We start from the raw sequence: 24,578 nt of genomic DNA on the forward strand, positions 1-24,578 counted from the left end.
TGATGACATTGGTAATATATTAAGTTAACTAACTTATAATAATACAAATTTATATATAGTGATACTTCTCTGTGTATATAAAGCTATTAATTGTCTTATAGATCTATATTTTAAGATCATAGATATAAAGAGAACTTATAAATTCTTATTCTGATGTAAGTTTCATTAATTAATTCAGTATACCAAGATAAGGAAGTTTTCATATGTCCGGTATAGAAACGCTTAAAAATAACTATCTACCAGTGATTAACGCTCAAATTCAATGTATCAATGAGCTGTCTTCAGAGATCCGGCAAGAAAGACTGGCACTGGTTTACAATGAAAGTGACTACTGCATAGAAAAAATTAATGCAGAATTATCAGCCTCTGACCACACAACGATCCTGTTCCAGGGGAAAGGCAGAGCATGCCATGTATTTTTGAACGGATATCTTGCTTCGTTTATGACAAAGTAATCTGTAAGAATAACCACCAAATTTTACTTTGTACTCACAGATGTGAATCTAATCCAGATTTTATATCCTGCACTTCAGAAAGCTCCCTGCCTCTATTCATCTGGCCATGTGCCATCGTCAGGTATAAAGTGAATGCTGATGTCTTTGTGAAAACAATTTTATCATATTAGCCTGACTTCTAATCTGTATTGACCCTTCACATCAAACCACCAGTCCCAACATTCCCTCATGCTACCTTTCAGGTAACCCAGCCATGCAATCAATGTGACAACATCACACATCAGAATAATCTCCCTCATATCGATCCTTATTAGATCCAGATTGAAAAAAGAGTACAAAACCGTTTATAAACCACGCGGAGAAAAGTGATTTAATCTAATATAAACCATTGATTTAATTAATAAAATAAATAAACCACGCTCTGGTTAACAAATAAGATCAACTTATTTTTTTCTGGAAAATAACAAGATATAACAGCCCTTTCTATGAAAGCGAGTCTTTACTTATCGATGTGGTGATTTAGGATAACAGGAGGTCAAAAAGAAGTGCTCAAGCTATCCATGGGCGCTGAAACAAGAGCATCCACGCCCTTGTATGTACCGGCCTGCTCCACCAGACGCAGTCAGAAGATCAATTAATTTTCCAGATTGGTATAAGCTTGAGGGAAAACAGGAGCTGGAATGAAAAAGGCTCTCATATCTGAGAGCCTTTTCAAAAAAACGATATCCGAAATTCGGCAGGAGAAATATTAGTATGACGCTAAGAAATTGATGTAAGCCCCCATAGCATTTGAGTTGGTATAACTACCGGCAACATCAACCTCAAGACCCAATATAGCGACTCCCGCACCTGCCGTAAAAGTATTTTCTGAACCACTATAAGCCAGGTTTTTCTTATACCCTGCCCTGAGTTTCATTTGCCGTAAATCAACCTCACCACCAATTCGAAGCATTTGGGTGTTGTCGTCAAAGCCGGTATAGTGCTCTTCTTCATTCAGATCTAAATCAGCGCTCACAGAAACATAATCACCAACTAATCCAACACCAACAGTATATTGCGGCCCTAATTGATAAGCGTATTGAAGATCACTTTTACCAGAGATGTTTGAGGCGACTCTTGCCGTTTGAATATCCTGAGATATCAGGTTTGTTGCGGCAAATCCAACTCTGAATGGCCCATAAAACCACAAAGCACCAAAATCCAAATTAATTGCAGTATCACCTTTGCCATTTTTATCAGCATCGGTAATGTCATAATTTTCCAGGCTGGCTTCATAAACATAAGTATTGATGTATTGAAGCTTAGGAGAAATACCAAAAGAAACATGCTGACCTAAAAATGTTTGATATTTCGCCAGTGACAGGCCGACTTCTGTGACAGCAACAGTCACAATATCGACGGTGCTTCGCTGAGCGTTCTGAAGTACTGTCGCCCCACTTGTTTCAATTGCCGGCGCAGCATAGACTTCAGCATAAGTCTTACCAAATAAGTTCATCGACATGTATTTATTTGGAATACCAAAAGCGACAGCTCCACCAATATTTGCCCTGACTTCAGTACCCGCCAGATTATCAAGCTGATTCTGTAATTCAGGCGCAACACTTGTATCACCACCGGACAATTGGTCAATCAGTCCACCAATATCATCAAGTGTTCCGGTAATATCGTCCGGATCATCGTAAGTAAAACCAACACTTGGCAAAATCATTCCGGCATCATCGCTTCTGCGGTAAATCGCAACAATCGCCGGATTATAAAACGGAGCGGTCAGGTAGTTGGCTGAAACAACACCTGTACCACCCATTGCATCACCTCTGGCTTCAACTGCATGTGAGGCGGCAAAGCTACCAGATGAAAAAACTAACAATGAAGGAACCAGATATTTTAATTTAATTTTCATAACCAATCTAAAGTGAAATGAATGCCTAATCTTATAACGGTACATTGTTATATAACTTGAGCTATTCCTCTAGAGAAATATTGTAGTTTTTACTAATTACTTGAGATTGCTCTATAGTTATTGGTCCCTGCCAGCGTTGATGATTCATTGATACCGCCAAGATATACCGGTCTGGCGGGAGGATTTTATCCGGCAAGTGTGTCGGATAACTGGACTCATACGTTTTTCGCCATACTTCTGAATATTTGCCTCCCCGAAAGTTATACATAGAAACCCTCATTTTGGGGAGTGGGCAATATGGATTTGGAATCGCTGTTTTTGTCACGCCCCACTGATCTTTCGAAGTCCAGTGAATTTTGTGATAAGTCTTTGGATGCTCAAGAATGATCCAGGTGCTCCAGGAATCTCCCGACTGGCGGGAGATAATTAAGCGATACAACCCCATATCCAGGCGGTTATTCAAATTATAGCGTTTGACATAGGCAAGAGCCTTTTTATCAGTGACATTGTCACTATTCAATCTGGAGAAAGAAGTATCCAGAGATATTGAGTGATCCAGCCATTTCGTCAATGAAATATCTTTTATTTGTGACGTTGTAACTAATTCAATCAACAACTGATACGCGTCTCTTCCGGGGCTCTGTATCTCGATACGTCTGACTGCCAGTGACTGTATCCAATCAGGAAAAGATGACTGGACCAGACTTTTGCCACAGTCAACATCCAGTGACTGTAGCAGCAAGTCATTCAGATGATTCGTTAAATCTGAACTACGCTGGCTCTGCCAGACTTCTACCATAGAATCAAACATTTCTGATAAATGGTTATCAAGTAAATGTTCATGAGCTTTCGTCAACGGTGTACTCTGCTCGAACCACTCAGCATGAGCAACGCTTCCCGCCATGAATAAAGCCAAACTTTGAATAACCGCAATAAGGAGTTTACGCATAAATCAGGCTTTCATCTTGTACCCGACACCACGCAATGTTTCGATCTCCAGTCCGGGTAACTTTTGCCGAAGCTGTAAGACATGCGTGTCAACCGTCCGTGTTGTCGGGAAGTGATTATATCCCCAAACATGATCCAGCAATTCATCGCGGGTAAAAACACGCCCCAGGTTACTGGCTAAAAACAACAGCAAATCAAATTCAGTCCGGGTCAAAGTAACAAGTTCGCCTTTATAGTTTACCTCACGGGTTGCTTTGTCGATGATCAGATCGGTCGTTGCAACTTTAGAGTCATCATTCTGACCATCCGGCATGCGGAGCTGAGCACGGATTCGGGCAAAAAGTTCAGCTTCGGCAAATGGTTTAGTCAGATAATCATTTGCACCAGAATCTAACCCAGCCACTTTATCTTTTACGGTGACAAGTGCCGTTAAAAGAATCACCGGAATATCTTTCAGTTTTTTCCAGTCTTCCAGATGCTCAACGGAATCGCCATCCGGTAATTGCCTGTCCAGAATCACTAAGTCCGCTTGCTCCCAACATGGTTTTACTTCTGCGATTGTTTCTGCATGCAGACAGTTATATCCGGCTTGCTCCAGACTAACCAGCAGTCCGTCAGCCAAGTTTTTATCATCTTCAACAAGAAGTAACGTTTGTTTCACAGGGTATCTCCAAAATAAATGTTGTCGGGGGACCAATCAGAGACATTTTGCCTCCCATTCTCCCGACCATAGATTCAACAATTGTTAAACCAAGCCCTAAGCCACTTTTACTGACGAAAGGTTTGCGCAAATGACGCCAGTTCTTTTGCGTCAGCTGACCTTGATCGATCACCTTAAATGTAACCATATGACTTGAAGTAATGACGTCCAGTTTAACCGGGGCAATACCGTATTTCATTGCATTCCGGAGTAAATTATCAATACAGGTTCCCAACCAGTAGACATTCAGCTTTGCAGCAATATCCTCATTGATTGAAAAAATTATTTCTGAGTTAAATTCATCTTCGATTTTGAATTGCAGCCATTCTTTCACGGATGGAATCCAATCGACAGCTAACGGTTTTGTGTCCGATTGCAAATAGTCTTTACTGGCTTCTGCCAGTTGTCTCAGCCGTCGTGAATCTTCACACAAACGTCTGAATTCATCGTAAACAGTTTCCGGCAGTTGTTCGAATTCCCGGCGAAATCCTTCCACTGTTAAAGATAAGCTGGCAATCGGGGTTCTGAGTTCATGCGTCAGAATCTGCAGAACCAGCATCCTGCTTTTCAGTTCATGGCGTTTACTGTTCCACCGGTAGATAAACCATCCAATCACCATCAGCACATTTGCAACAACCAACCCGACAAGCACAAAGCGCAAAAACTCTGATTGATCTTCTTTTTTCCAGCACAGGTTCCCCCGCCGTACAAAACAGCTTGAATCAGAATTTGCGTATGTAAAGGTCAGACCGGCTGATTGTGCGTTCTCCTTCCAAATATATTCAGGAAACACATAGTATTTATCCCCTTTCCTCAGCCAAAGCTCATTTTGTTCAGTGAACATGGAATCACCCGAGATCAAAGACATGACGGAGTCACGCTCCATATGCTGTAAACGTCCCAGTAAAGTATTTGATAAGGCTTTCGGTCGCTCCTGAATATGCATAAAAACTTTCAGTTCATTGAAAGACTCAGGATGCTTCCTGACATACCGGGCGGCATAAGTCCCTCCCCCCGGATGAATTAATGAGCTTCGGGCAAACCAGCGAAAAGGAAGCTTTGTACCATTACACATCGCCCGTATAAAAACGAGTGGTTCCGTGACCAACGGGCTCAGTGGAAAATTTCCGGTACAATTTTCTGCCAGAAAATGTAATTGCTGGATATCTTTTAATGGGTATAAAGATGTCTGAGGCAGCATAGAGTCCGGTGTTAACAGTTTCGTTGCATATTCTGATTCAATTTCCCGCAGGTCATAGGATACCTCAGCGTTTCCATATTTAAATAAAGAAATAAAATGGTTAATTCTTGTTGGTAGTGAATCTGCATGCACATATGGACTAACAAGGAAGATGAACAACATAAACTGTTTTAATATCATTATTCTGTAGGGCTTTATGTTTGCATTTAAGTTCTATGACTAAGTTAACATTATGACAAAAATGCCTTTCTGCATGTTATGTTGATGTCAATAATGGAACCCATCACTAAAAAGCCAGCAATTTATAACTGCTGGCTTTTGATTGAATGAAATTTACTCACTAGAGCGTGTTTATTTTTTATAAGAATTTTGCTATTGAATCAACACTCTCTTTTGCATCACCAAACAGCATTTGGGTATTTTCTTTAAAGAACAGCGGATTTTGTACACCGGCATAGCCAGTATTCATTGAACGTTTAAATACAATGACATTTTTGGCATGCCACACTTCCAGTACCGGCATTCCCGCAATCGGACTGTTTGGATCTTCCAGCGCAGCAGGATTCACCGTGTCATTTGCACCAATCACAAGCACTGTATCTGTTTCAGTAAAGTCATCATTGATCTCATCCATTTCAAGAACAATTTCATAAGGTACTTTCGCTTCAGCCAGCAGTACGTTCATATGACCGGGTAAACGTCCGGCAACCGGGTGAATCCCGAAACGGACTTCAACACCAAGTGCCCGCAGTTTTTCAGTAATTTCATAAACCGGATACTGTGCCTGCGCAACCGCCATACCATATCCCGGCGTGATAATGACTGATTTTGAATTTTTCAGTAATTCTGCGACATCTTCAGCAAAAGTTTCGCGGTGTTCACCCTGCTCATCACCTTCAGAAATCACAATTTCCTGACCAAAACCACCCGCAATCACACTGATAAAGGAACGATTCATCGCCTTACACATAATGTAAGAAAGAATCGCACCTGAAGAACCGACTAAGGCACCGGTCACAATCAATAAGTCATTGGCCAGCATGAAACCAGCTGCTGCTGCTGCCCACCCGGAATAGGAGTTCAGCATTGAAACAACAACGGGCATGTCTGCACCACCAATCGAAGCAACCAGATGATAGCCAAATACAAAAGCAATCAATGTCATGATCAGCAGAGCGAAGGCACTGCCATCTACCTGCACAAAATAAATCAACAGTAATGCAGAAACAACAACAGCGGCAAGGTTCCACTTATGCTTGTGCGGAATATTCAGCGGAGAGGATGAAATCACCCCGCGGAGCTTGCCAAAGGCAACAATTGAACCGGTAAAAGTCACGGCCCCAATGAACACACCCAGGAAGATTTCAACCAGATGAATCACATGCTCTGCATGTGTTGCAACTTCCGGTGAATCCAGATAGCTATTGAATCCGACTAATACCGCAGCCATCCCCACAAAACTATGGAGAATCGCAACCAGTTCCGGCATCTGGGTCATTTCTACTTTTTTCGCATAGTAGATACCAATACTGGCACCGATTACCATCGCGACAATAATCCAGCCGAAACCTGAAGTATCCGGAGCAAAAATCGTCGCGATCAGAGCAATCGCCATTCCAGCTATGCCATAATAATTTCCTGACTTTGCAGTTTCCTGCTTTGATAAACCAGCCAGACTCATAATAAAGAATAAAGCAGCAACAATGTACGCTGCCTGTACTAATCCTGCAGACATTCTGTTACTCCTTAACTTTTACGGAACATTTCAAGCATACGCTTGGTCACAGTGAAACCACCAAATATATTAATGCTGGCGATCAGCACAGCAATAAAAGAGAGAAAACTCACAAAACCATGGCCCTGACCAATCTGGAGTAAGGCACCGGTAATGATGATGCCGGAAATCGCATTCGTTACAGACATTAATGGTGTATGGAGCGCATGAGTGACGTTCCAGACCACGTAATAGCCGACAACACACGCCAGTACAAAAACGGTAAAGTGACTTAAGAATGCAGCCGGAGCAACTGAGGCAATCCAGGCAAAAATACCGACACCAACAGCAACACCCACAATTTTTTTTGTCGGTGAAATCGGTTTCTCTTCTTTCTGAACTTTAGGCTTTACAGGCTCTGCTTTTACCTGAGGTTGGGCTGAAACCTGAATTGGCGGGGCCGGCCATGTCACTTCACCTTCTTTGATGACTGTAACACCACGTTGCACGACATCCTCAAAATCAATATTGATTAACCCGTCTTTGTCTTTACACAGTAACTTCAGTAAATTGACCAGGTTTGTCGCATATAATTGTGAAGACTGTGTGGGAAGACGTCCAACCATATCGGTATAACCGATAATTTTAACTCCGTTATCAGTTGTCACGACTTGATCTGCAACCGTACATTCACAGTTACCACCATTTGCTGCTGCCAAATCAACAATGACACTGCCGGCCTTCATACTGTCAACCATCTCTTTGGTAATCAGTTTGGGTGCTGGCTTGCCGGGAATTAAGGCAGTTGTAATCACAATATCAACGTCTTCTGCCTGTTCAGCATAGAGTTCAGCCGCTTTCTGATTAAATTCATCAGACATCTCTTTCGCATAGCCATCCCCTGACCCGGAAGATTCCTGAAAATCAAGCTCAAGAAAATCAGCGCCCATCGACTGCACCTGTTCTTTTACCTCAGGACGCACATCAAATGCACGGACAATGGCTCCCAGACTTCCTGCCGCACCAATCGCTGCCAGTCCCGCAACACCGGCTCCGGCGACAAATACTTTCGCTGGCGGAACTTTCCCTGCCGCGGTAATTTGACCAGTAAAGAAACGGCCAAACTCATGGGCAGCCTCAACCACAGCACGATAACCGGCAATATTTGCCATAGAAGAAAGTGCATCCAACGCCTGAGCCCTTGATATTCTGGGTACAGAGTCCATGGCCATCACATTGATCTTCTTCGTGGATAAAGTTTCCAGTAATTCAGGATTTTGTGCTGGCCAGATAAAACTAATCAGGGTTGTGCCTTCCTTAATCAGTTCAATTTCTTCCGGCGTCGGGGCATTTACTTTCAGAATAATATCCGCATTCCAGATATCATCTGATGATACAATTTGTGCTCCGGCCAGTTTAAAAGCTTCATCATCAAAACTCGCTTTTTCTCCCGCCTGAGATTCAATCACAACTTCAAAGCCTAATTTTAATAACTGTTTCACCGAGCCCGGAGAAGCAGCTACCCGCGTCTCTCCGGGGAGTCGCTCTGTAGGTACACCAATCTGCATATGTTTATTCCTTTACTATTTGCAATTCTTATATTCTTTTTTCGTCTAAGAGGTTATTTAACATCAATCAAATCGTAATAACAGTCCAACAACATTATTACATATAGCGCATGGTTATAATCTATCGCAGTCAACAATTCTTCATATCAACCCCTGAAATAAGCATGGATACATCTTCTCAGGAGGCGGTAATATGACTATTCAACACACATTGATTTAATGTTGTATTTGACTTCCTGCCCTGATGCAACAGTCATTTTTTGTAAGAGAGAGCTATGCAGCAATATACCCGGTTCTGTTCTCTTGAGGCTTGTTTATCTTTCATCTTTCATCTTTCATCTTTCATCGCCATCCCTTCGGGCGACGACAGGTTAAGCGATGAAAGATAAACGCCCTAAAGTTATACCTCAGGATGATGCACATAAAAAAACCACAAGCCGGACACTTGTGGTTGACTGACACTCATTATTTTTCAGGAAGTTAATGAAAGATTTTTTCTCCCATCTGATCGATCATCATTTTCGCTTTTGCAACCATCAGTTCATCCGCATCACCACGGCTGATGACAACATCAGAGCGAATAAATCGATGTTCATGGGTTTCCCCCTCTTTTTCCAGCAAAATACGCCCTGCAATCCGGTACTGTCCACTTTCAGCAATCGCTTCGGGGTAAATAAAAAAACCTTTATATTCAACAGGTTCTGCAGCAGCCTGTGTTTGCTGCGTTTTCTTTCCAAACAGCCGAGATAAAAAACCCACTTACTTCTCCTCATGATGGCCTCTGATTGGCCGCTCATACCATTCCAGTTCCAATGCTTCATCAAATCGAGCACTTGAAATGACGACAGGGATTTCCCCTGTTTTATCGCGATTTTTACGCCGATCATTCTTGATCATCAATTCAGCGGCTTCAACTGCATCTTTTGCATATTTTTTTAGCTGTATCAAACGAGTTTCAGAAATTGCAGACAGAAAATCGACATCATAACGAATATAGACGGGTCTTATCTGACTTAATGATAAACATGCCAAATCGGCCAGTTGTTCATGACTATATTGGTCGGTGTACTTGTCCGCTGCCAAAAACTGACCGACCAGTGTTTCCATGTAGTTATGCACTTCAACATTAATCTGCATAATGTTTATCCTCTCTCATTCCAGTCTTTTTGATACCACCATGCTGTGAAACTAAAAGTCTCTACATATTTATTACCCAAGCATAGTTCATTTAAAGAGACATGAGATGCGTAACATATCAATTGTTGAGCGGCCTCAGCACCGTCACTGTTCTGCATCGATCAGTGACCTGACCGGACAACGATTCACTGACACTCAGGTCTTTATCATCCGGGGAAATAAAGACAGTGAAAAAATCAGCTATAGTTATTTTGAGTATATTATGCATATGAGGTAATAAGATGAACTCATCATAAGACAAATCATTGAACATGTTGATTTACTTAACCTTCCAAACATACTAGGATATGTCTGTTTTCAGCCTTTATTTTATTTTTTGACGAAACAATCATCATATGTCTCCGATGCAAATCAATTCCCCATGGTTTCGCCTCATTACTCCTGTTGTGGTGGTTCTCGCTGTATGGGTTGGTATTGAGAAAAACTTTTTACGGCTTCCGTTCCATGATTCTGTCCTGGTCAACATGCCGTATGTGCTGTTTATTGTCTCCCTTATCATTGCTCAAATATTCAAGCAAAGCAGAATGGGAATGCTCGCCATTTCACAACTTCTTTGCTATGGCATTATTCAGTATCGTCTTCAGGTCCCTCTTTCAATCGGCTCAGCAAAATTGGAGCTGTCATTACTGAGTTTCCTTTTCCCGGTCACATGCATGTTAAATTATGCGTTCAGGAATGCGGCCGTTCTGACTAAAAATTTCCTCTTATATATTCTGATTCTGATTCTGTTTTTTGCATGGGCCATGCTGATTATCAATCACACAACTCAGGGGGGATTTGATGATATTTCGGCTGGGCTGCTGGCTTCCGTCCCGCAATTTTCCAGACTTCCATTTGTAATTGTCCTGTATTTGTTCGCAATCACCGGGATTACCGCAATTTTATTACTGAATAAAAATAAAGCACTCGATGCGATTACCTACACATCCATTCTGCTCAATGCCAATATTTTTATCTTCTTCCATGTACCTTATATTTCAACATTACTGGCTTCAGTCTCTGGTATCTTTTTGATCCTGTACCTGATCTCTGCAGGTCAGGAAATGGCATTTAACGATCGTTTGACGACACTTCCGGCGCGCAGAGCCCTTGAGTTTGACATGAGACACTTAGGTCGTCGCTTTGCCATTGCCATGCTGGATGTCGACCACTTCAAAAAATTTAATGATACTTATGGCCATGATACCGGTGATGACGTGCTCAAGCTCGTCGCCAGCCGGATGCTTCATGTGAAAGGCCGGGCGAAAGCGTACCGCTATGGCGGCGAAGAATTTACTATCATCTTTAAGGGCAAAGATGCTGAGGAAGCATCAAAGTATCTTGATATTCTGCGTCAGGATATTCAGGATTATAAAATGAGTATCCGCAATTCGTCTGACCGGCCTGAAGATAATAAACAAGGCTTATTAAAACGCCGGAATAGTAATAAAAAACCGAAACCGGATAAAACCGTGAATGTTACAATCAGTATCGGAGTCAGTGACAGTCACTCAAGTAAAGTACCTGACGAAGTTCTTAAATTAGCCGATCAGGCATTATATAAAGCGAAAAAAGCCGGACGTAACAGAGTCAAAATCGTTAAGTAGTTACCATAAATTGTACTAAATACCTGTTCCTAATTGTAGATCACTCAGGCAGATATCGAACACAGACACGCATAAACCCATCCCTGGGGCTCTGCCGCGCCTTCCCTGGCGCGGAAGGTCTGCTTATCGATATCTGCCTCGTTACCAAAAGTGGCGCATATTCAGGAACAGGTATTTAGCTCAGACCTGATCTGGCAGTTACCCATTTTTCCGGTGCTTTCGTCAGATTAGATTTGAGCTAAAATACAAGAGCATTAGGGCATGGATACCCTTGTTTAAGCCCTTTTTTATCAACGAAAAGAGGATGGCTTGAGCGGTTTGTGGAACCAGATATATCCAGATCAGAAAATGACTTAGAATGGTATAAGTCCTTCTTCCCAGCGCGTGTCCGGCTGAAACGACCATCCGCATGATCAAAAAAACTGCTGACGCCTGAGAGACGCCAGCAGTTTCAACAATAAAGCAATCAGAAAAACTAAATAAAAATCCGCGCCAGTAAAAATCCCATTGGAACCGCACTCATGATACCCATCACGCCAGGCAGGAAGAAAGGGTGATTGATAATCAAAGAACCATTCCATCGGTTACTCATGAAAGAACCGGTATCATCCGTTGCAATCGCAAAAGCAGTCGTCGGATAAATATTCGTAATATACAAAGCACTCACTGCCGCAAAACTCGCAAGAATTGTTCCTGCATCCACACCCAACGTTGCTGCAATCGGTACTAATAAAGCGCTGGTTGCCCCTTGGCTGAACAATAACGCACTGGTGCCGAAAAATACTAAAGAAAGCAGTGCAGGATATTCATTAAGTAAACTACCGGCAATATGTTTAATCTCATCAATATGCGCACCGATAATTGTTGAACTTAACCAGACAATACCAAGTATGACAATAATTGACTCCGCACCATCACGGAATATCGGTGCATGCTTGATTTTTGACAGCGGGACTTTGCACGTCACTGCGGTCAGAAAAGACACAAAAAACATGGTGATAATAATGATGTCTTTCGATCCCAAATGATGGCCAATCACAGATTTAAACATCAGCATCGCAACAATAAAAGTGACACCACCAAGGAACAAAAATACCGAACGCTTTGCTTCCGGAGTCGTCTCAGAATTTTTTTCCTCTTCGGAGCTGAAATTCACCAGTCCCTTTTTCAAACGATCCTGATAAATCGGATCCTGACTTAATTCACATCCTTGCTTACTGGCGACAAAAGCAGCAATAGTACAGCCAAATAATGCAGCTGGTAAAATGACGCAGATCGCATCGAGAAAACTAACGCCCATATGTTCAACGACGACATACATGGCTGCCGTTGCTCCGGAAATCGGTGACGCTGTAATTGCTATCTGGGATGCAACAACAGCCGAACTCAGAGGCTGGCTGGGACGTACACCGTTATCTTTGGCAACTTGCTGAATCACATTCAGGACAGACATTGCGGTATACCCTGTTCCGGCAAGTGTTGTCAGAACAAAAGTGGTCGCCGGGGCAATGATATTGATATATTTGGGATTATTACGAAGCAGGCTTTCAGCACATTTCACCATATAGCCCATTCCACCGGCTTCCTGCATAACCGATAGTGCCAGAATCACCGACATAATAATTAAAATAACGGAGACGGGAATAGAACCGGGTGCCAGACCTAATACATAGACGGCAATGACCATTCCAACGCCACCTGCCAGTCCGACACCGATTCCACCTAACCGGGCAGCGAGTATAATACACCCTAAGAGTAGTACTGTTTCAATTAATAACATAGCAATTACTTCCTTATTATTTAATTCTTTTGGATGTAACATCAATTAATCATTCACGTTACAAGAAGTGATACCATGAAAAAGTCAAACGATAAGTAAAATAAACACTTATAAGAAAAATATTATCCGCATATAATCATATGAGTCATATTTTATTATTAATTTAATAATCCTTTATCGAATATAATATATTTAATTCGCTCGAAAATTTTCATCTTCTATTAATAAAATAACTTACCCAAGTCTTCTCACTGGTTGAAATGCTTAAAAAAGCTTATCCATAAAAAAAATGCATCATCATAACCTGAAGAAGATCACATTAATTTTTATTTTCAGGTTTAGTGAAAACAAACAGATTATATTCAATAACAAAAAACAAACATATCATTTGTAATAACAACAATACGACTAAATAATGTACATCCTCATCTCTATGCAATAAATGCATTATCGCTATATTTAAAGCATTTCACTTTAAGGCGCAAAAATAACATCTTGGAAAGGAATTAATTATAATCAAAAAGGTAGCCTCCTATGTCCGGAACTTCTAACGATTTTCGTGTTGAAGAAGACCTGCTGGGTCAACGCGAAATCCCTGCATCAGCTTATTACGGTATTCATACATTACGTGCGTATGAAAACTTCAATATCTCCTCAACAAAGATTTCTGATGTACCAGAACTTGTCAGAGGTATGGTCTTTACAAAAAAAGCAGCAGCAAAAGCCAATATGGAACTTGGGACCATCCCTGAAGACGTAGGTCTGTATATTATGCAAGCCTGTGATCTGATTCTGAATACCGGAAAAGGTATGGATCAGTTTATCTCTGATGTATATCAGGGAGGCGCCGGAACATCGGTCAATATGAATGCCAATGAAGTGATCGCAAATATAGCACTCGAGCTCAAAGGGTGCCCTAAAGGTGAATACCACATAATCAATCCAAACGATCACGTCAATAAAAGTCAGTCCACTAACTGTGCATATCCAACCGGATTCCGCATTGCGGTGTACAACAGTATTATCAAAATGCTGAATTCGGTTGAGCACTTACGTTCAACACTGAACCATAAAAGTAAGGAGTATAAAGATATTCTGAAAATGGGACGAACTCAGCTTCAGGACGCAGTTCCAATGACTGTCGGACAAGAGTTCAACGCTTTCAGTACATCATTAAAAGAAGAAGAGAAAAACTTAAAACATACCGCAGCGCTGCTGCTTGAAGTCAATCTTGGTGCGACAGCGATTGGTACTGGCCTCAATGCTGTTGAAGGTTATCAGGCACTTGCAGTCAAATACCTGGCGGAGTTTACCGGCCTGAACTGTGAACCGGCAGAAGACCTGATTGAAGCAACATCTGACTGTGGTGCTTATGTGATGGTCCACGCTGCTTTAAAACGTTTAGCTGTGAAACTATCCAAAATGTGTAATGACCTGAGACTTCTTTCATCTGGTCCCCGGACAGGTCTGAATGAAATCAATCTTCCTGAAATGCAGGCGGGATCGTCCATCATGCCAGCAAAGGTTAACCCTGTCATTCCGGAGGTTGTCAATCAAGTCTGCTTCAAAGTTATCGGGAATGACACCACGGTAACATTTGCTGCAGAAGCAGGTCAGTTGCAGTTGAATGTCATGGAGCCGGTCATCGGACAAGCGATATTCGAGTCGATATCTCTGCTGAATAATGCCTGTATCAATCTTGCGGATAAGTGCATCAGCGGAATTACAGTGAACAAAGAAGTCTGTGAAAACTTTGTTCTGAATTCCATCGGTATTGTCACTTATCTGAATCCACTGATTGGTCACCATGAAGGTGATATTATCGGAAAAATCTGCGCAGAAACGGGCCAGAGTGTCCGGGATGTCGCCCTGTCACGGAATTTACTGTCAGAAGATGAGATTGATGAAATATTTTCTGTGAAGAATCTGATGCATCCGAAATATACCGCCGAATTATATAAATAACCGATTGAAAGCTCAGTTTGTACTCATTCTGAGCTTTTTCCTCTGTATTCTTTCAATCAAAAAATAATAAGGACAAACCGCTTATGACGCTCAATCCAATGCGAAATAGTTTGATTATTGCAGCACTCAGTATCAGCTCTTTTTCCTTTGCAGCTGACCTTCCGAATATTAAAATTCTGGCAACTGGCGGCACAATAGCCGGTGCAGGAAAAAGTGCAACTGATTCCAGCTATACCGCGGGTAAAGTTGGTGTCGATCAACTGGTCTATGCTGTTCCGGAAATTGGAAAGCTTGCGCACATTAGTGGTGAACAGGTTGTAAGTATCGGCTCACAGGATATGAACGATGCGGTTTGGCTGAAACTGGCAAAACGGGTCAATGCACTTCTGGCAGAAGATGATGTCGACGGCATTGTCATTACCCATGGGACAGATACGATGGAAGAAACCGCCTACTTCCTCAACCTGACCGTCAAAAGTAATAAGCCGGTTGTCCTTGTGGGTTCAATGCGACCTTCGACAGCCAAAAGTGCCGACGGCCCAATGAACTTATATAACGCAGTGGTGACCGCAACGGATAAAGATTCAAGAGGACGTGGTGTATTAGTGGCAATGAATGACACCGTATTTGGTGCGCGAGATGTCACGAAAACCAACACCACATCTGTACAAACTTTTCAGGCACCGAATTTTGGTCCGCTGGGCTATATTCACAACAGTGAAATTCAGTATCAGCGCACCCCTGCCCGTCACCATACAACGGATACAACATTCGATATTTCCAAAGTGAAGAAGTTACCCAAAGTGGGCATTGTTTATAACTATGCGAATGCTTCTGAATTACCGGTGAAGGCATTTGTCAGTGCTGATTATGATGGAATTGTCAGTGCTGGTGTTGGAAATGGCAATATGTATCACACTGTATTTGATGCATTAGCCAAAGCAAGTAAAAATGGCACGATGGTTGTTCGCAGTTCAAGAACACCTACAGGCTCGACAACATTACATGCAGAGGTTGATGACGATAAGTATGGATTTGTTGCCGCTGGCACACTTAATCCGCAGAAGGCACGAATCCTGCTGATGTTATCACTGACACAGACTCACAATTACCGTGAAATTCAGAAAATGTTCCGGTTTTATTAATCTTGGTTGATTATTGATAAAGGGCTGAAAAATCAGCCCTTTTTCTTCGAATCAGGTGATATGATTCATTTTAAATGGTTTTACCGGATAAAAGAGATTCACCATTCAGATCTTCTATCGGACAAATTTTATTCAGCTCACTCCAGATGGCTTCACAGGATTCATGTAACCGGGAGTAATAACGATAGACATACAAATCGATCGGGACCGGCTCTCTTTCTTTCAATATTTTTAACTGACCGGATTCAAGTTCTTCACGAATCGCATAGTCAGGCAACCAGGAAATTCCTTTCCCCTGCATCACTAACGCTTTGATAAAATTGGTCATTGAAGATGAACAAACTGAGTTAGATGTCAGATGACTGTTGGTCCGTTGAATAATTCTGCCCATATAACTTTCAGGTGTATAATCCAGGCACGGTACGTCATTATCAGCTGATAAATCAAACAATGCATTCCCTTGAGAGTCCACCGCAGAAACACAATATAAATAACTCCTCCCCAAATGAATGGAACGATATGGTGCAACCTGGAGTTTATCTTCGTAGAAAGAAAAGAGAAAATCGCACTTTCCATCAATCAGCAACTCGACAGCATCTTCAACTTCATTTGCCACAACCGACAATCGGGTATTTTTCTCAGGGTGGAATAAACATGAGTGCAACTTGGGTAATAATGTAATCGCAATCGAATGAACTGCACTCAGCCGGACGGTATGGCATCCGTCAAAAGAACTGCCAGACAAGCGCTTCACTTCTTCATCCAGCTGATGAAGAATAGATAATGCACTCGTTTTAAACTGCTTTCCTGCCAGAGTTAACTCGATCGGTGTTTTCGTTCTGTCAATCAGTTCAAGTCCCAGTTCCGATTCAAGTGATTTTATCCTGCGACTGAAAGCAGGTTGAGTGACATTGCGGGCTTCAGCGGCATGGGAAAAGTTTTTTAACTCAGCAAGAGTGAGAAAATCTTTTAACCATTTTGTTTCTATATTTTTCATCAAAAATTAGCTCTGTTTGTTGTTATAGGGTTATCGGGAGCAATCCATGCGATGTGAATATTTGAATTGAAGTCAGCAGCAGATATGAATAGCAACGGGTATATATGAAATAAATATAATATATCTTGCAATTTAAACACCACCATGCATATAAAAGGGGTTAAATCCATTCTCCGTGGTGTTCTCATATGCTGATGAGCTAAGTCATCAAAGTTACGATCCTGAAATTAGAAACCAAAAAGAAAATACAAGAAATAAGTCTCAATGTCTATCTTAATTATTTCATTGTCATGAATTATATTTACTCTTGTCTATTAACCAGATCACATAAAGTAAATTGTCGTGATGCAATATAATAATTGTTCACTTCATTTTGGCATTTCACATCAGGTAAATACAAATATATCATTTATATTGTAACAGCCCCATATATAAATAACGAAATATTTAAATCATTAATAAAATATTAATATAATAAATACAAATAAATATAAACATATAAAAATTCTTACTCTCAACAAAAGGTCAAAACAATGAGTTTAATTATTAAGTTATTCTGCGGAATAATCATGGGAATTCTCATGGGAATATTCGCGCCGGAAGTAATTGTTCAGTGTTTAATCACCATTAAATACATTGTAAGTCAGCTAATTAAATTTACTATACCACTCCTCATATTATTTTATGTCACCAGCGGTATCGCCGGATTACCCAAAAATTCAGGTAAATTACTTGGAAAAACCGTTGGCCTGGCCTATCTCTCTACGCTTGGCGCAGGACTCTTTGCCTATGCTGTCGCTTCCGGACTGTTCCCGGTGCTGCTTCATGGTGCTGGTCATCTTCCTGAAGCTCATACGGCTATCAAACCCTTTCTCCAGCTCCGTATTCCTCCCATGATGAATATTATGACCGCGCTGACAATTGCATTTATTTTCGGGCTGGGCATATCGAATCACGATGCAGGAGAACTCCGGACAGTCAGTAATCAGGGACGGGATATTATTGAAATGTTTTTAAATAAAGTCATGATCCCTGCCCTGCCCTTTTATATTGCCGGTGTGTTTGCTGACATCACAGTCAAAGGAACCGTTTTTGCTACGCTTAAGACCTTCAGCCTTGTCCTGCTTGCCATTATTGTCATGCACTGGATCTGGCTGACCATTCAGTTTTGCTCCGCCGGCATCATCCTGCGCCACTCCCCCATGAAAATATTGCACAGAATGATGCCGGCTTATTTTACTGCGGTAGGAACCATGTCATCAGCGGCGACCGTTCCGGTAACCCTTCAGCAAACGAAACGCAACGGTGTTTCAGGTCCGGTTGCCAACTTTGTTGTACCGCTTTGTGCCAATATTCATATGTCTGGTTCAGTCATCAGTATTGCCGGCGTTGCAGTCGCTGTCATGCTGATGTCAGGAACAACGGCACTGCCAACACTGTTACAGGCACTCCCGTTTCTCGCCATGCTGGGTATTACCATGGTTGCAGCACCTGGGGCTCCGGGAGGTGCCGTGATGGCATCTGCCGGATTACTTGGCTCCATGCTTGGATTTACTGAAGAAATGATCGCATTGCAAATTGTCCTTCATCTGGCTCAGGACAGTTTTGGCACGGCATGTAATGTCACCGGAGATGGTGTAATCGCGTTATTTATTGACAGAATGACAACGCATGAAGAAATCGCCGGGGATGACGATTTGCAGGAAGCGCCGGTTTCAATCAATGACTCTCTCTATTCTGAATAACAGAAGCAGTATTGCGAATAACAAAAAACAAAAGAGCGGTTAAACCCTGACCGCTCCCATAGATGACCGCTTTCATCAATCGATGGGGTACCAGTTATCCCTGTTACCCGACTTTTATATCATTATCACTGGAGATTCACTGTGAAAACAATAACCACAGATATTACGATTATCGGTGCCGGAGGTGCCGGGCTACGCAGCGCTATCGCCGCTGCTGAAGCAGATCCGGATATCAATATCGCGCTGATATCTAAAGTTTATCCGATGCGCTCTCATACCGTTGCTGCTGAAGGTGGTTCTGCGGCAGTCATTAAAGAAGAAGATAGTCTGGAAAACCATTTTAATGACACTGTTGGCGGTGGAGACTGGCTGTGTGAGCAAAATGTTGTTGAATATTTTGTTGAAAATTCGACCAGAGAAATGATCCAGATGGAGCAATGGGGGTGTCCCTGGAGCCGTAAGGATAACGGTGAAGTGAATGTCCGTCGTTTCGGGGGCATGAAGGTCGAACGGACCTGGTTTGCAGCGGATAAAACCGGATTTCACATGTTGCATACGCTATTCCAGACCTCTCTCAAGTATGAGCAAATTAAACGACTTGATGAATATTTTGTGGTTGATTTACTGGTTGAAGACGAAGAAATTCAGGGCGTCGTCGCCATACATATGTCTGAAGGTGAATTCGTCGTCATCAAGTCCAAATCCGTCATCCTTGCCACCGGCGGCGCGGGACGGGTTTATCATACAAACACCAACGGTGGTATTGTCACCGGAGACGGTATGGCATTGGCTTATCGCCATGGCGTCCCACTCCGGGACATGGAATTTGTTCAGTACCACCCAACCGGCCTGCCGGGAACCGGTATCCTGATGACCGAAGGTTGCCGTGGTGAAGGCGGAATTATTGTCAATAAAAACGGTTATCGTTATTTACAGGATTATGGCATGGGCCCGGAAACCCCCGTCGGTCAGCCCAAAAATAAATATATGGAACTGGGTCCGCGGGACAAAGTTTCACAAGCATTCTGGCATGAGCAGCAGAAAGGTAACACCATCAAACATCCGCTGGGTGATGTGGTACATCTTGACCTGACACATTTGGGCCAGGATTATCTGCACGAACGCCTGCCCTTTATCTGTGAACTGGCAAAAGCCTATGTCAATGTCGACCCGGCCAAAGAGCCAATTCCTATCCGGCCCACAGTACACTACACCATGGGTGGTATTGAATGCGATCCTCATTGCCAAACCAGAATTAAAGGACTGTTTGCTGTCGGAGAATGTGCTTCTTCCGGTCTCCATGGTGCAAACCGGCTGGGTTCAAATTCACTGGCAGAATTCGTGGTTTTTGGCCGCGTTGCAGGAGAACATGCCGTTCAGCATGCTCACCAGTTCACCCGCTGGAACGAACATTCAATTGAAAAACAGGTCGCCGTGGTTGAAAAACGTATCACAGAACTTCTTGCTCAGGATGGTAATGAAAACTGGGCTGATATCCGGACAGAAATGGGCCAGGCGATGGAATCCGGATGTGGTATTTATCGCCGGGAAGATCTGCTGGAAGAGACCATTGCTAAATTGAGTGAGTTAAAAGCCCGCTACAAAAATATCCGGATTCAGGATAAAGGCAAAGTATTTAACACTGATTTGCTCTATGCCATTGAAGTGGGTTATGGCCTTGATGTTGCAGAAGCTATGGCTCATTCCGCCATTCAGCGCAGAGAGTCCAGAGGCGCACATCAAAGGCTGGATGAAGGTTGTACCGAACGGGATGATGTGAATTATCTCAAACATACGCTGGCGTTTTATCAGCCCGGACAACATCCGGTCATTGATTACAGTCAGGTGACCATCACTCAATCTCAACCTAAAGCCCGTCTGTATGGCGCTGCAGCAGAAGAGGCTGCCGCAAAAGAAGCCACTGCAGCCACACAAGCGGAGGAATAACATGTCAGATATCAGAGTTCAAAAAGTTGAAATTTTGCGTTATGACCCGGAAAAAGATAACGAACCATATAAGCAAACATTTGAAGTCCCGTTCGATGAAACAAAATCAGTCCTGGATGCTTTGGGTTACATCAAAGATAACCTGGATAAAAACCTCTCGTTCCGCTGGTCCTGCCGGATGGCGATTTGCGGCTCCTGCGGCATGATGGTGAACGGGATCCCGAAACTCGCCTGTAAGTCATTTTTGCGGGATTATCCGGATGGCCTCTTTATCGAACCACTGGCAAATTTTCCAATCGAAAAAGACCTGATTGTCGATATGACGCCATTTATTGAGCGTCTGGAAGCACTGAAGCCCTATATTCTTGGCAACGACAGAACACCAGAGGACGGCCCGAATAATCAGACACCGGCACAACTGGCAAAATATAAACAGTTTGCCGGATGTATCAACTGCGGGTTGTGCTATGCCGCCTGCCCTCAATTTGGTCTGAATCCGGAGTTTCTCGGCCCGGCAGCCATCACATTAGCCCATCGCTATAATCTTGACAGCCGGGATAATGGCAAAGCCCAGCGCATGACATTGCTCAATGGTGAAAATGGTGTTTGGGGATGTACCTTTGTCGGCTTCTGTTCCGAAGTTTGTCCCAAAAATGTTGATCCGGCAGCGGCGGTCAATCAGGGGAAAATAGAGTCATCCACTGATTTTGTTATTGCCATGATGAAACCATAGGAGAGCAAAATGACGCATCGAAAACCTTACATTCGTGAAATGAATGCAACCTGGTGGCAAAAGCACGCTTTCTACCGACTTTACATGTTGCGGGAAGCCACCGTATTACCACTGATATTTTTCACACTCTCATTACTGTTTGGTCTTGGCTGTTTGATGAAGGGCCCGGAGGCATGGCAATCATGGCTGAATTATATGGCGAATCCAATCATCATGATCATTCATGTGATCGCACTGGCGGGTAGCCTGTTTCATGCCGGTACTTTCTTCAGCATGATGCCACAGGTTGTTCCCATCCGCCTGAGAGGAAAACTGATCCATAAAAAAACAATCGTTCTGGCGCAATGGTGTCTCGTTACTGCCATTTCCCTGATCGTATTGATCACCATTTAAAGGAGACCGCAAATGATTCAGACCAACCCAAAACGTTCAGACGAACCTGTATGGTGGGGATTATTCGGTGCCGGAGGCAGCTGGTTTGCAATGGTCTCGCCCATCACAATTCTGGTTGTTGGTATATTGGTTCCAATGGGGATCCTCAATCCGGAAATCATGAGTTATGCACATATGATTCGTTTCGCTTCACATACGTTAGGTGCACTGTTTATCATTGGCACCCTGTCACTGCCTATGTGGCATGCAATGCACCGGGTTCATCACGGCATGCATGATTTAAAAATCCACACCGGCAACACAGGTAAAATTGTCAGTTACGGACTTGCTTTCAGTACGACCATATTCGCCATTGTATTTGCACTGATTATATAAATGAATCCGGCAAACAAGGATATCTCAGGATAAATGTTCAGCGAGAATTGACTGGATATACAAGGGCATGATGCCCTTGTATCAACGCAAACAGATTTTCTGGTAAACAAATGACTTAGTAAACATATACCTTGGTGAACAACTGTCTTGGTAAGCAACTGCTTTGGTAAACAACTGCCTTGGTAAACATATAGCTTAAGGCGTGGCGAGTCCCGGACTTTGAGATCACCCGGACCTATCTAATGGACAATATTATGCTGTATCTGAGAGATTAAGAATATTTCACAAAGAATACGTTCATCTTCTGTAAATAACTCATTCATCAACTGAGACTCATTACAAACCTTTTCGATACTGGATATTAATGAGGACCCGGCATATTTTTCAGCTTCTTCTTCGATGACATCCAAATATACTTTCATTTCAGGATGAGTCCGGCTGGTCATTCTGACTAACTGAAAAAACGTATCCATAATTAAGTTACCTGATTTATTATTGAAATAATTCGTGATTAAAATTTCACATATGATTTTATTAAACTATAAGAAAAACCATCAGAATTTTGAAAAAATTACCATTCTGAGACTTAATGCGCTTTAAGTCTTTTTTTTAATAACAAAATCAACAACAAAGTGACTCCGTAATACCTTATTTATCAATAATTAAAGTATCATTTTGTGCAAGACTTTCCGAATATGATGATTAATCTATCATTATTTGATCTATGCGATAACCCTGAAAATTAATGATTGACATAACTATGACTTTTTTATCACTTTTTATTGACGCAGCATAAAAATAACACCTGAATTGACGATAGCCTTTGATATCACAAGGCTCAAACATACAGGGCCTAAATACCTGTTCCTAAATATTCGCCACTTTTGGTTACGAGGCAGGTATCGATAAGCAGACCTTCCGCGCCAGGGAAGGCGCGGCAGAGCCCCAGGGATGGGTTTATGCGTGTCTGTGTTCGATATCTGCCTGAGTGACCTACAATTAGGAACAGGTATTTAGGGGTGTATTGAGCGGTTTGTGGAACCAGATATATTTTGATCAGAAACTGATTCAGAATGGTATGAATACCATATCTTTGTTGTCATCACTTTTTCATTACCGGCAATTGAATATATTTTTTAAATCTCACCCATTTCTTCTTTTCACCCATTTCTTCTTTTCACAGTTAAAGCGATAATAGCGGCTTTGAAAGCACACATGGACGAAATCATGGCGACCATCAAAGATGTAGCAAAAGAAGCCGGTGTATCAATCGCTACCGTTTCACGGGTACTTAATCAATCACCCAAAGCAAGTGCAGCTTCTGTTGACGCTGTCCGCAAAGCCATGTCAAAGCTCGGATACCGGCCAAATGCAAATGCGAGAGCCCTGGTCAGCCAAAATACACAGACGATGGGGATACTGGTTGCGGATGTTTCGGATCCATTTTTCGGTACTTTGGTCAAAGCCGTTGACAATGTCACAAAACCGGCAGGAAAACACCTGTTAGTCTGTAACGGCTATCATGTACACAGTGAAGAAAAAGCAGCCCTTGAACTCCTGATCAACAGCCGCTGTGAATCTTTGGTGATTCACTCAAAAGCCTTGTCTGATGATGAATTAATCCGCTATGCCGGAGAGGTAAAAGGTCTGGTGATTATCAACCGCTATATCCCGGCACTCGCCAGTCGCTGTATTTCGCTGGATAACAGGAAAGGCACCTATCTGGCGACAGAGCTGCTGATCCGGCACGGACACAGCAAAATTGCCCATATTGCTTCCAATCATCCGATTGAAGATGTCACCGAACGGATTGACGGTTTTCGTGCCGCAATGACGGATAATGGTCTGGATGTACCTGATAACCTGATTGAATATGGTGAACCAAACAGTGAAGGTGGTGAGCTGGCGACCCGGAATCTGCTGGCAAAGTCTGTCGGTTTTACTGCCATCGTCGCCTACAACGATTATATGGCTGCTGGCGCCATAACAGTCTTCGAAGAAAATGGCTTCAAAATACCTCAGAATATTTCCGTGACAGGATTCGATGACAGCTTCATTGCAAAATATATGTATCCGAAACTGACAACCATCAGCTACCCGATCCAACTGATGGCAGAGCAGGCTGCCCGGCTTTCACTTGCACTGGCTGAAGGGGAAGCTCCAAAAGACATCTCTCATCGTTTTACACCAACCATCATACGCAGAGATTCAGTACAAAAAATTTAAAAA

General features: G+C 42.5%; 22 protein-coding genes. 11 read left to right on the forward strand and 11 right to left on the reverse strand.

The genetic code is table 11. From position 1 onward, the window contains the following. The first annotated feature begins 203 nt into the window (after window positions 1-203). Window positions 204-455, forward strand: a complete 252-nt coding sequence (locus OCV29_RS21025; RefSeq protein WP_073604542.1) for a hypothetical protein — start codon at window positions 204-206, stop codon at window positions 453-455. 748 nt (window positions 456-1,203) lie between these two features. Here OCV29_RS21025 and OCV29_RS21030 read toward each other — a convergent pair. The 8 genes from OCV29_RS21030 to OCV29_RS21065 form a co-directional block, all read right to left on the reverse strand. Next, complete coding sequence (locus tag OCV29_RS21030) at window positions 1,204-2,355, reverse strand: conjugal transfer protein TraF (RefSeq protein ID WP_073604573.1); 1,152 nt, start codon at window positions 2,353-2,355, stop codon at window positions 1,204-1,206. A gap of 61 nt (window positions 2,356-2,416) precedes the next feature. Continuing rightward, complete coding sequence (locus tag OCV29_RS21035) at window positions 2,417-3,304, reverse strand: DUF2861 family protein (protein WP_073604541.1); 888 nt, start codon at window positions 3,302-3,304, stop codon at window positions 2,417-2,419. 3 nt (window positions 3,305-3,307) lie between these two features. Continuing rightward, the gene (vxrB, locus tag OCV29_RS21040; RefSeq protein ID WP_073604540.1) at window positions 3,308-3,964 is read right to left on the reverse strand and encodes a response regulator transcription factor VxrB; all 657 of its coding nucleotides are present in this window, start codon (window positions 3,962-3,964) and stop codon (window positions 3,308-3,310) included. Further along, window positions 3,939-5,384, reverse strand: a complete 1,446-nt coding sequence (gene vxrA, locus OCV29_RS21045; RefSeq protein WP_073604539.1) for a sensor histidine kinase VxrA — start codon at window positions 5,382-5,384, stop codon at window positions 3,939-3,941. The genes vxrB and vxrA overlap by 26 nt, the downstream gene beginning before the upstream one ends. Window positions 5,385-5,562: 178 nt before the next feature. Beyond that, a complete protein-coding gene (gene pntB / locus OCV29_RS21050; protein WP_073604538.1) occupies window positions 5,563-6,939 on the reverse strand; it encodes a Re/Si-specific NAD(P)(+) transhydrogenase subunit beta in 1,377 nt (458 codons plus the stop codon). 11 nt (window positions 6,940-6,950) lie between these two features. Next, window positions 6,951-8,486 carry a Re/Si-specific NAD(P)(+) transhydrogenase subunit alpha gene (locus OCV29_RS21055; RefSeq protein WP_073604537.1) on the reverse strand — a complete coding sequence of 512 codons (1,536 nt, stop codon included), beginning with the start codon at window positions 8,484-8,486 and terminating at the stop codon, window positions 6,951-6,953. 480 nt (window positions 8,487-8,966) lie between these two features. Further along, window positions 8,967-9,245: an HlyU family transcriptional regulator gene (locus OCV29_RS21060; protein WP_073604536.1), complete on the reverse strand. Its 279-nt coding sequence runs from the start codon at window positions 9,243-9,245 to the stop codon at window positions 8,967-8,969. Further along, window positions 9,246-9,623: a late competence development ComFB family protein gene (locus tag OCV29_RS21065; RefSeq protein ID WP_073604535.1), complete on the reverse strand. Its 378-nt coding sequence runs from the start codon at window positions 9,621-9,623 to the stop codon at window positions 9,246-9,248. Between the two features lie 106 nt (window positions 9,624-9,729). On the opposite strand from OCV29_RS21065, the gene OCV29_RS21070 reads away from it, so the two are divergent. Together OCV29_RS21070 and OCV29_RS21075 are read left to right on the forward strand one after the other, a co-directional pair. After that, window positions 9,730-9,900, forward strand: a complete 171-nt coding sequence (locus OCV29_RS21070) for a hypothetical protein (RefSeq protein WP_175561560.1) — start codon at window positions 9,730-9,732, stop codon at window positions 9,898-9,900. A 118-nt stretch (window positions 9,901-10,018) separates the two neighbouring features. Continuing rightward, entirely contained in the window at window positions 10,019-11,269 is a 1,251-nt protein-coding gene (locus OCV29_RS21075; protein WP_073604534.1) for a GGDEF domain-containing protein, read from the forward strand. Between the two features lie 475 nt (window positions 11,270-11,744). On the opposite strand, the gene OCV29_RS21080 is transcribed toward OCV29_RS21075, so the two are convergent. Next, window positions 11,745-13,049: an anaerobic C4-dicarboxylate transporter gene (locus OCV29_RS21080; RefSeq protein ID WP_073604572.1), complete on the reverse strand. Its 1,305-nt coding sequence runs from the start codon at window positions 13,047-13,049 to the stop codon at window positions 11,745-11,747. A gap of 534 nt (window positions 13,050-13,583) precedes the next feature. Between OCV29_RS21080 and aspA the strand changes: the two genes are divergently transcribed. Then, entirely contained in the window at window positions 13,584-15,014 is a 1,431-nt protein-coding gene (gene aspA, locus OCV29_RS21085; RefSeq protein ID WP_073604533.1) for an aspartate ammonia-lyase, read from the forward strand. Between the two features lie 83 nt (window positions 15,015-15,097). Then, window positions 15,098-16,159 (forward strand): L-asparaginase 2, encoded by a 1,062-nt coding sequence (ansB, locus tag OCV29_RS21090; RefSeq protein WP_073604532.1) that lies wholly within the window; start codon window positions 15,098-15,100, stop codon window positions 16,157-16,159. Window positions 16,160-16,229: 70 nt separating this feature from the next. Here the strand turns inward: ansB and OCV29_RS21095 are convergent, their stop codons facing one another. After that, window positions 16,230-17,156 carry a LysR substrate-binding domain-containing protein gene (locus tag OCV29_RS21095; RefSeq protein WP_073604531.1) on the reverse strand — a complete coding sequence of 309 codons (927 nt, stop codon included), beginning with the start codon at window positions 17,154-17,156 and terminating at the stop codon, window positions 16,230-16,232. 533 nt (window positions 17,157-17,689) lie between these two features. Between OCV29_RS21095 and OCV29_RS21100 the strand changes: the two genes are divergently transcribed. The 5 genes from OCV29_RS21100 to frdD all read left to right on the forward strand — a co-directional run bounded on the left by OCV29_RS21100 (window position 17,690) and on the right by frdD (window position 22,349). Further along, window positions 17,690-18,901, forward strand: a complete 1,212-nt coding sequence (locus OCV29_RS21100) for a dicarboxylate/amino acid:cation symporter (protein WP_073604530.1) — start codon at window positions 17,690-17,692, stop codon at window positions 18,899-18,901. 141 nt (window positions 18,902-19,042) lie between these two features. Further along, window positions 19,043-20,848 carry a fumarate reductase (quinol) flavoprotein subunit gene (gene frdA / locus OCV29_RS21105; RefSeq protein ID WP_073604529.1) on the forward strand — a complete coding sequence of 602 codons (1,806 nt, stop codon included), beginning with the start codon at window positions 19,043-19,045 and terminating at the stop codon, window positions 20,846-20,848. Window position 20,849: 1 nt separating this feature from the next. Continuing rightward, window positions 20,850-21,581 carry a succinate dehydrogenase/fumarate reductase iron-sulfur subunit gene (locus OCV29_RS21110; RefSeq protein ID WP_073604528.1) on the forward strand — a complete coding sequence of 244 codons (732 nt, stop codon included), beginning with the start codon at window positions 20,850-20,852 and terminating at the stop codon, window positions 21,579-21,581. Between the two features lie 9 nt (window positions 21,582-21,590). Then, a complete protein-coding gene (gene frdC, locus OCV29_RS21115) occupies window positions 21,591-21,974 on the forward strand; it encodes a fumarate reductase subunit FrdC (protein ID WP_073604527.1) in 384 nt (127 codons plus the stop codon). Between the two features lie 12 nt (window positions 21,975-21,986). Then, complete coding sequence (gene frdD / locus OCV29_RS21120; RefSeq protein ID WP_073604526.1) at window positions 21,987-22,349, forward strand: fumarate reductase subunit FrdD; 363 nt, start codon at window positions 21,987-21,989, stop codon at window positions 22,347-22,349. Between the two features lie 239 nt (window positions 22,350-22,588). Here the strand turns inward: frdD and OCV29_RS21125 are convergent, their stop codons facing one another. Then, window positions 22,589-22,822: a hypothetical protein gene (locus OCV29_RS21125; RefSeq protein WP_073604525.1), complete on the reverse strand. Its 234-nt coding sequence runs from the start codon at window positions 22,820-22,822 to the stop codon at window positions 22,589-22,591. Window positions 22,823-23,576: 754 nt separating this feature from the next. On the opposite strand from OCV29_RS21125, the gene OCV29_RS21130 reads away from it, so the two are divergent. Next, window positions 23,577-24,575, forward strand: a complete 999-nt coding sequence (locus OCV29_RS21130) for a substrate-binding domain-containing protein (protein WP_073604524.1) — start codon at window positions 23,577-23,579, stop codon at window positions 24,573-24,575. Window positions 24,576-24,578 lie beyond the last annotated feature (3 nt).

Origin of the sequence: Vibrio aerogenes (assembly GCF_024346755.1) — a bacterium.
Lineage (GTDB): Bacteria > Pseudomonadota > Gammaproteobacteria > Enterobacterales > Vibrionaceae > Vibrio > Vibrio aerogenes.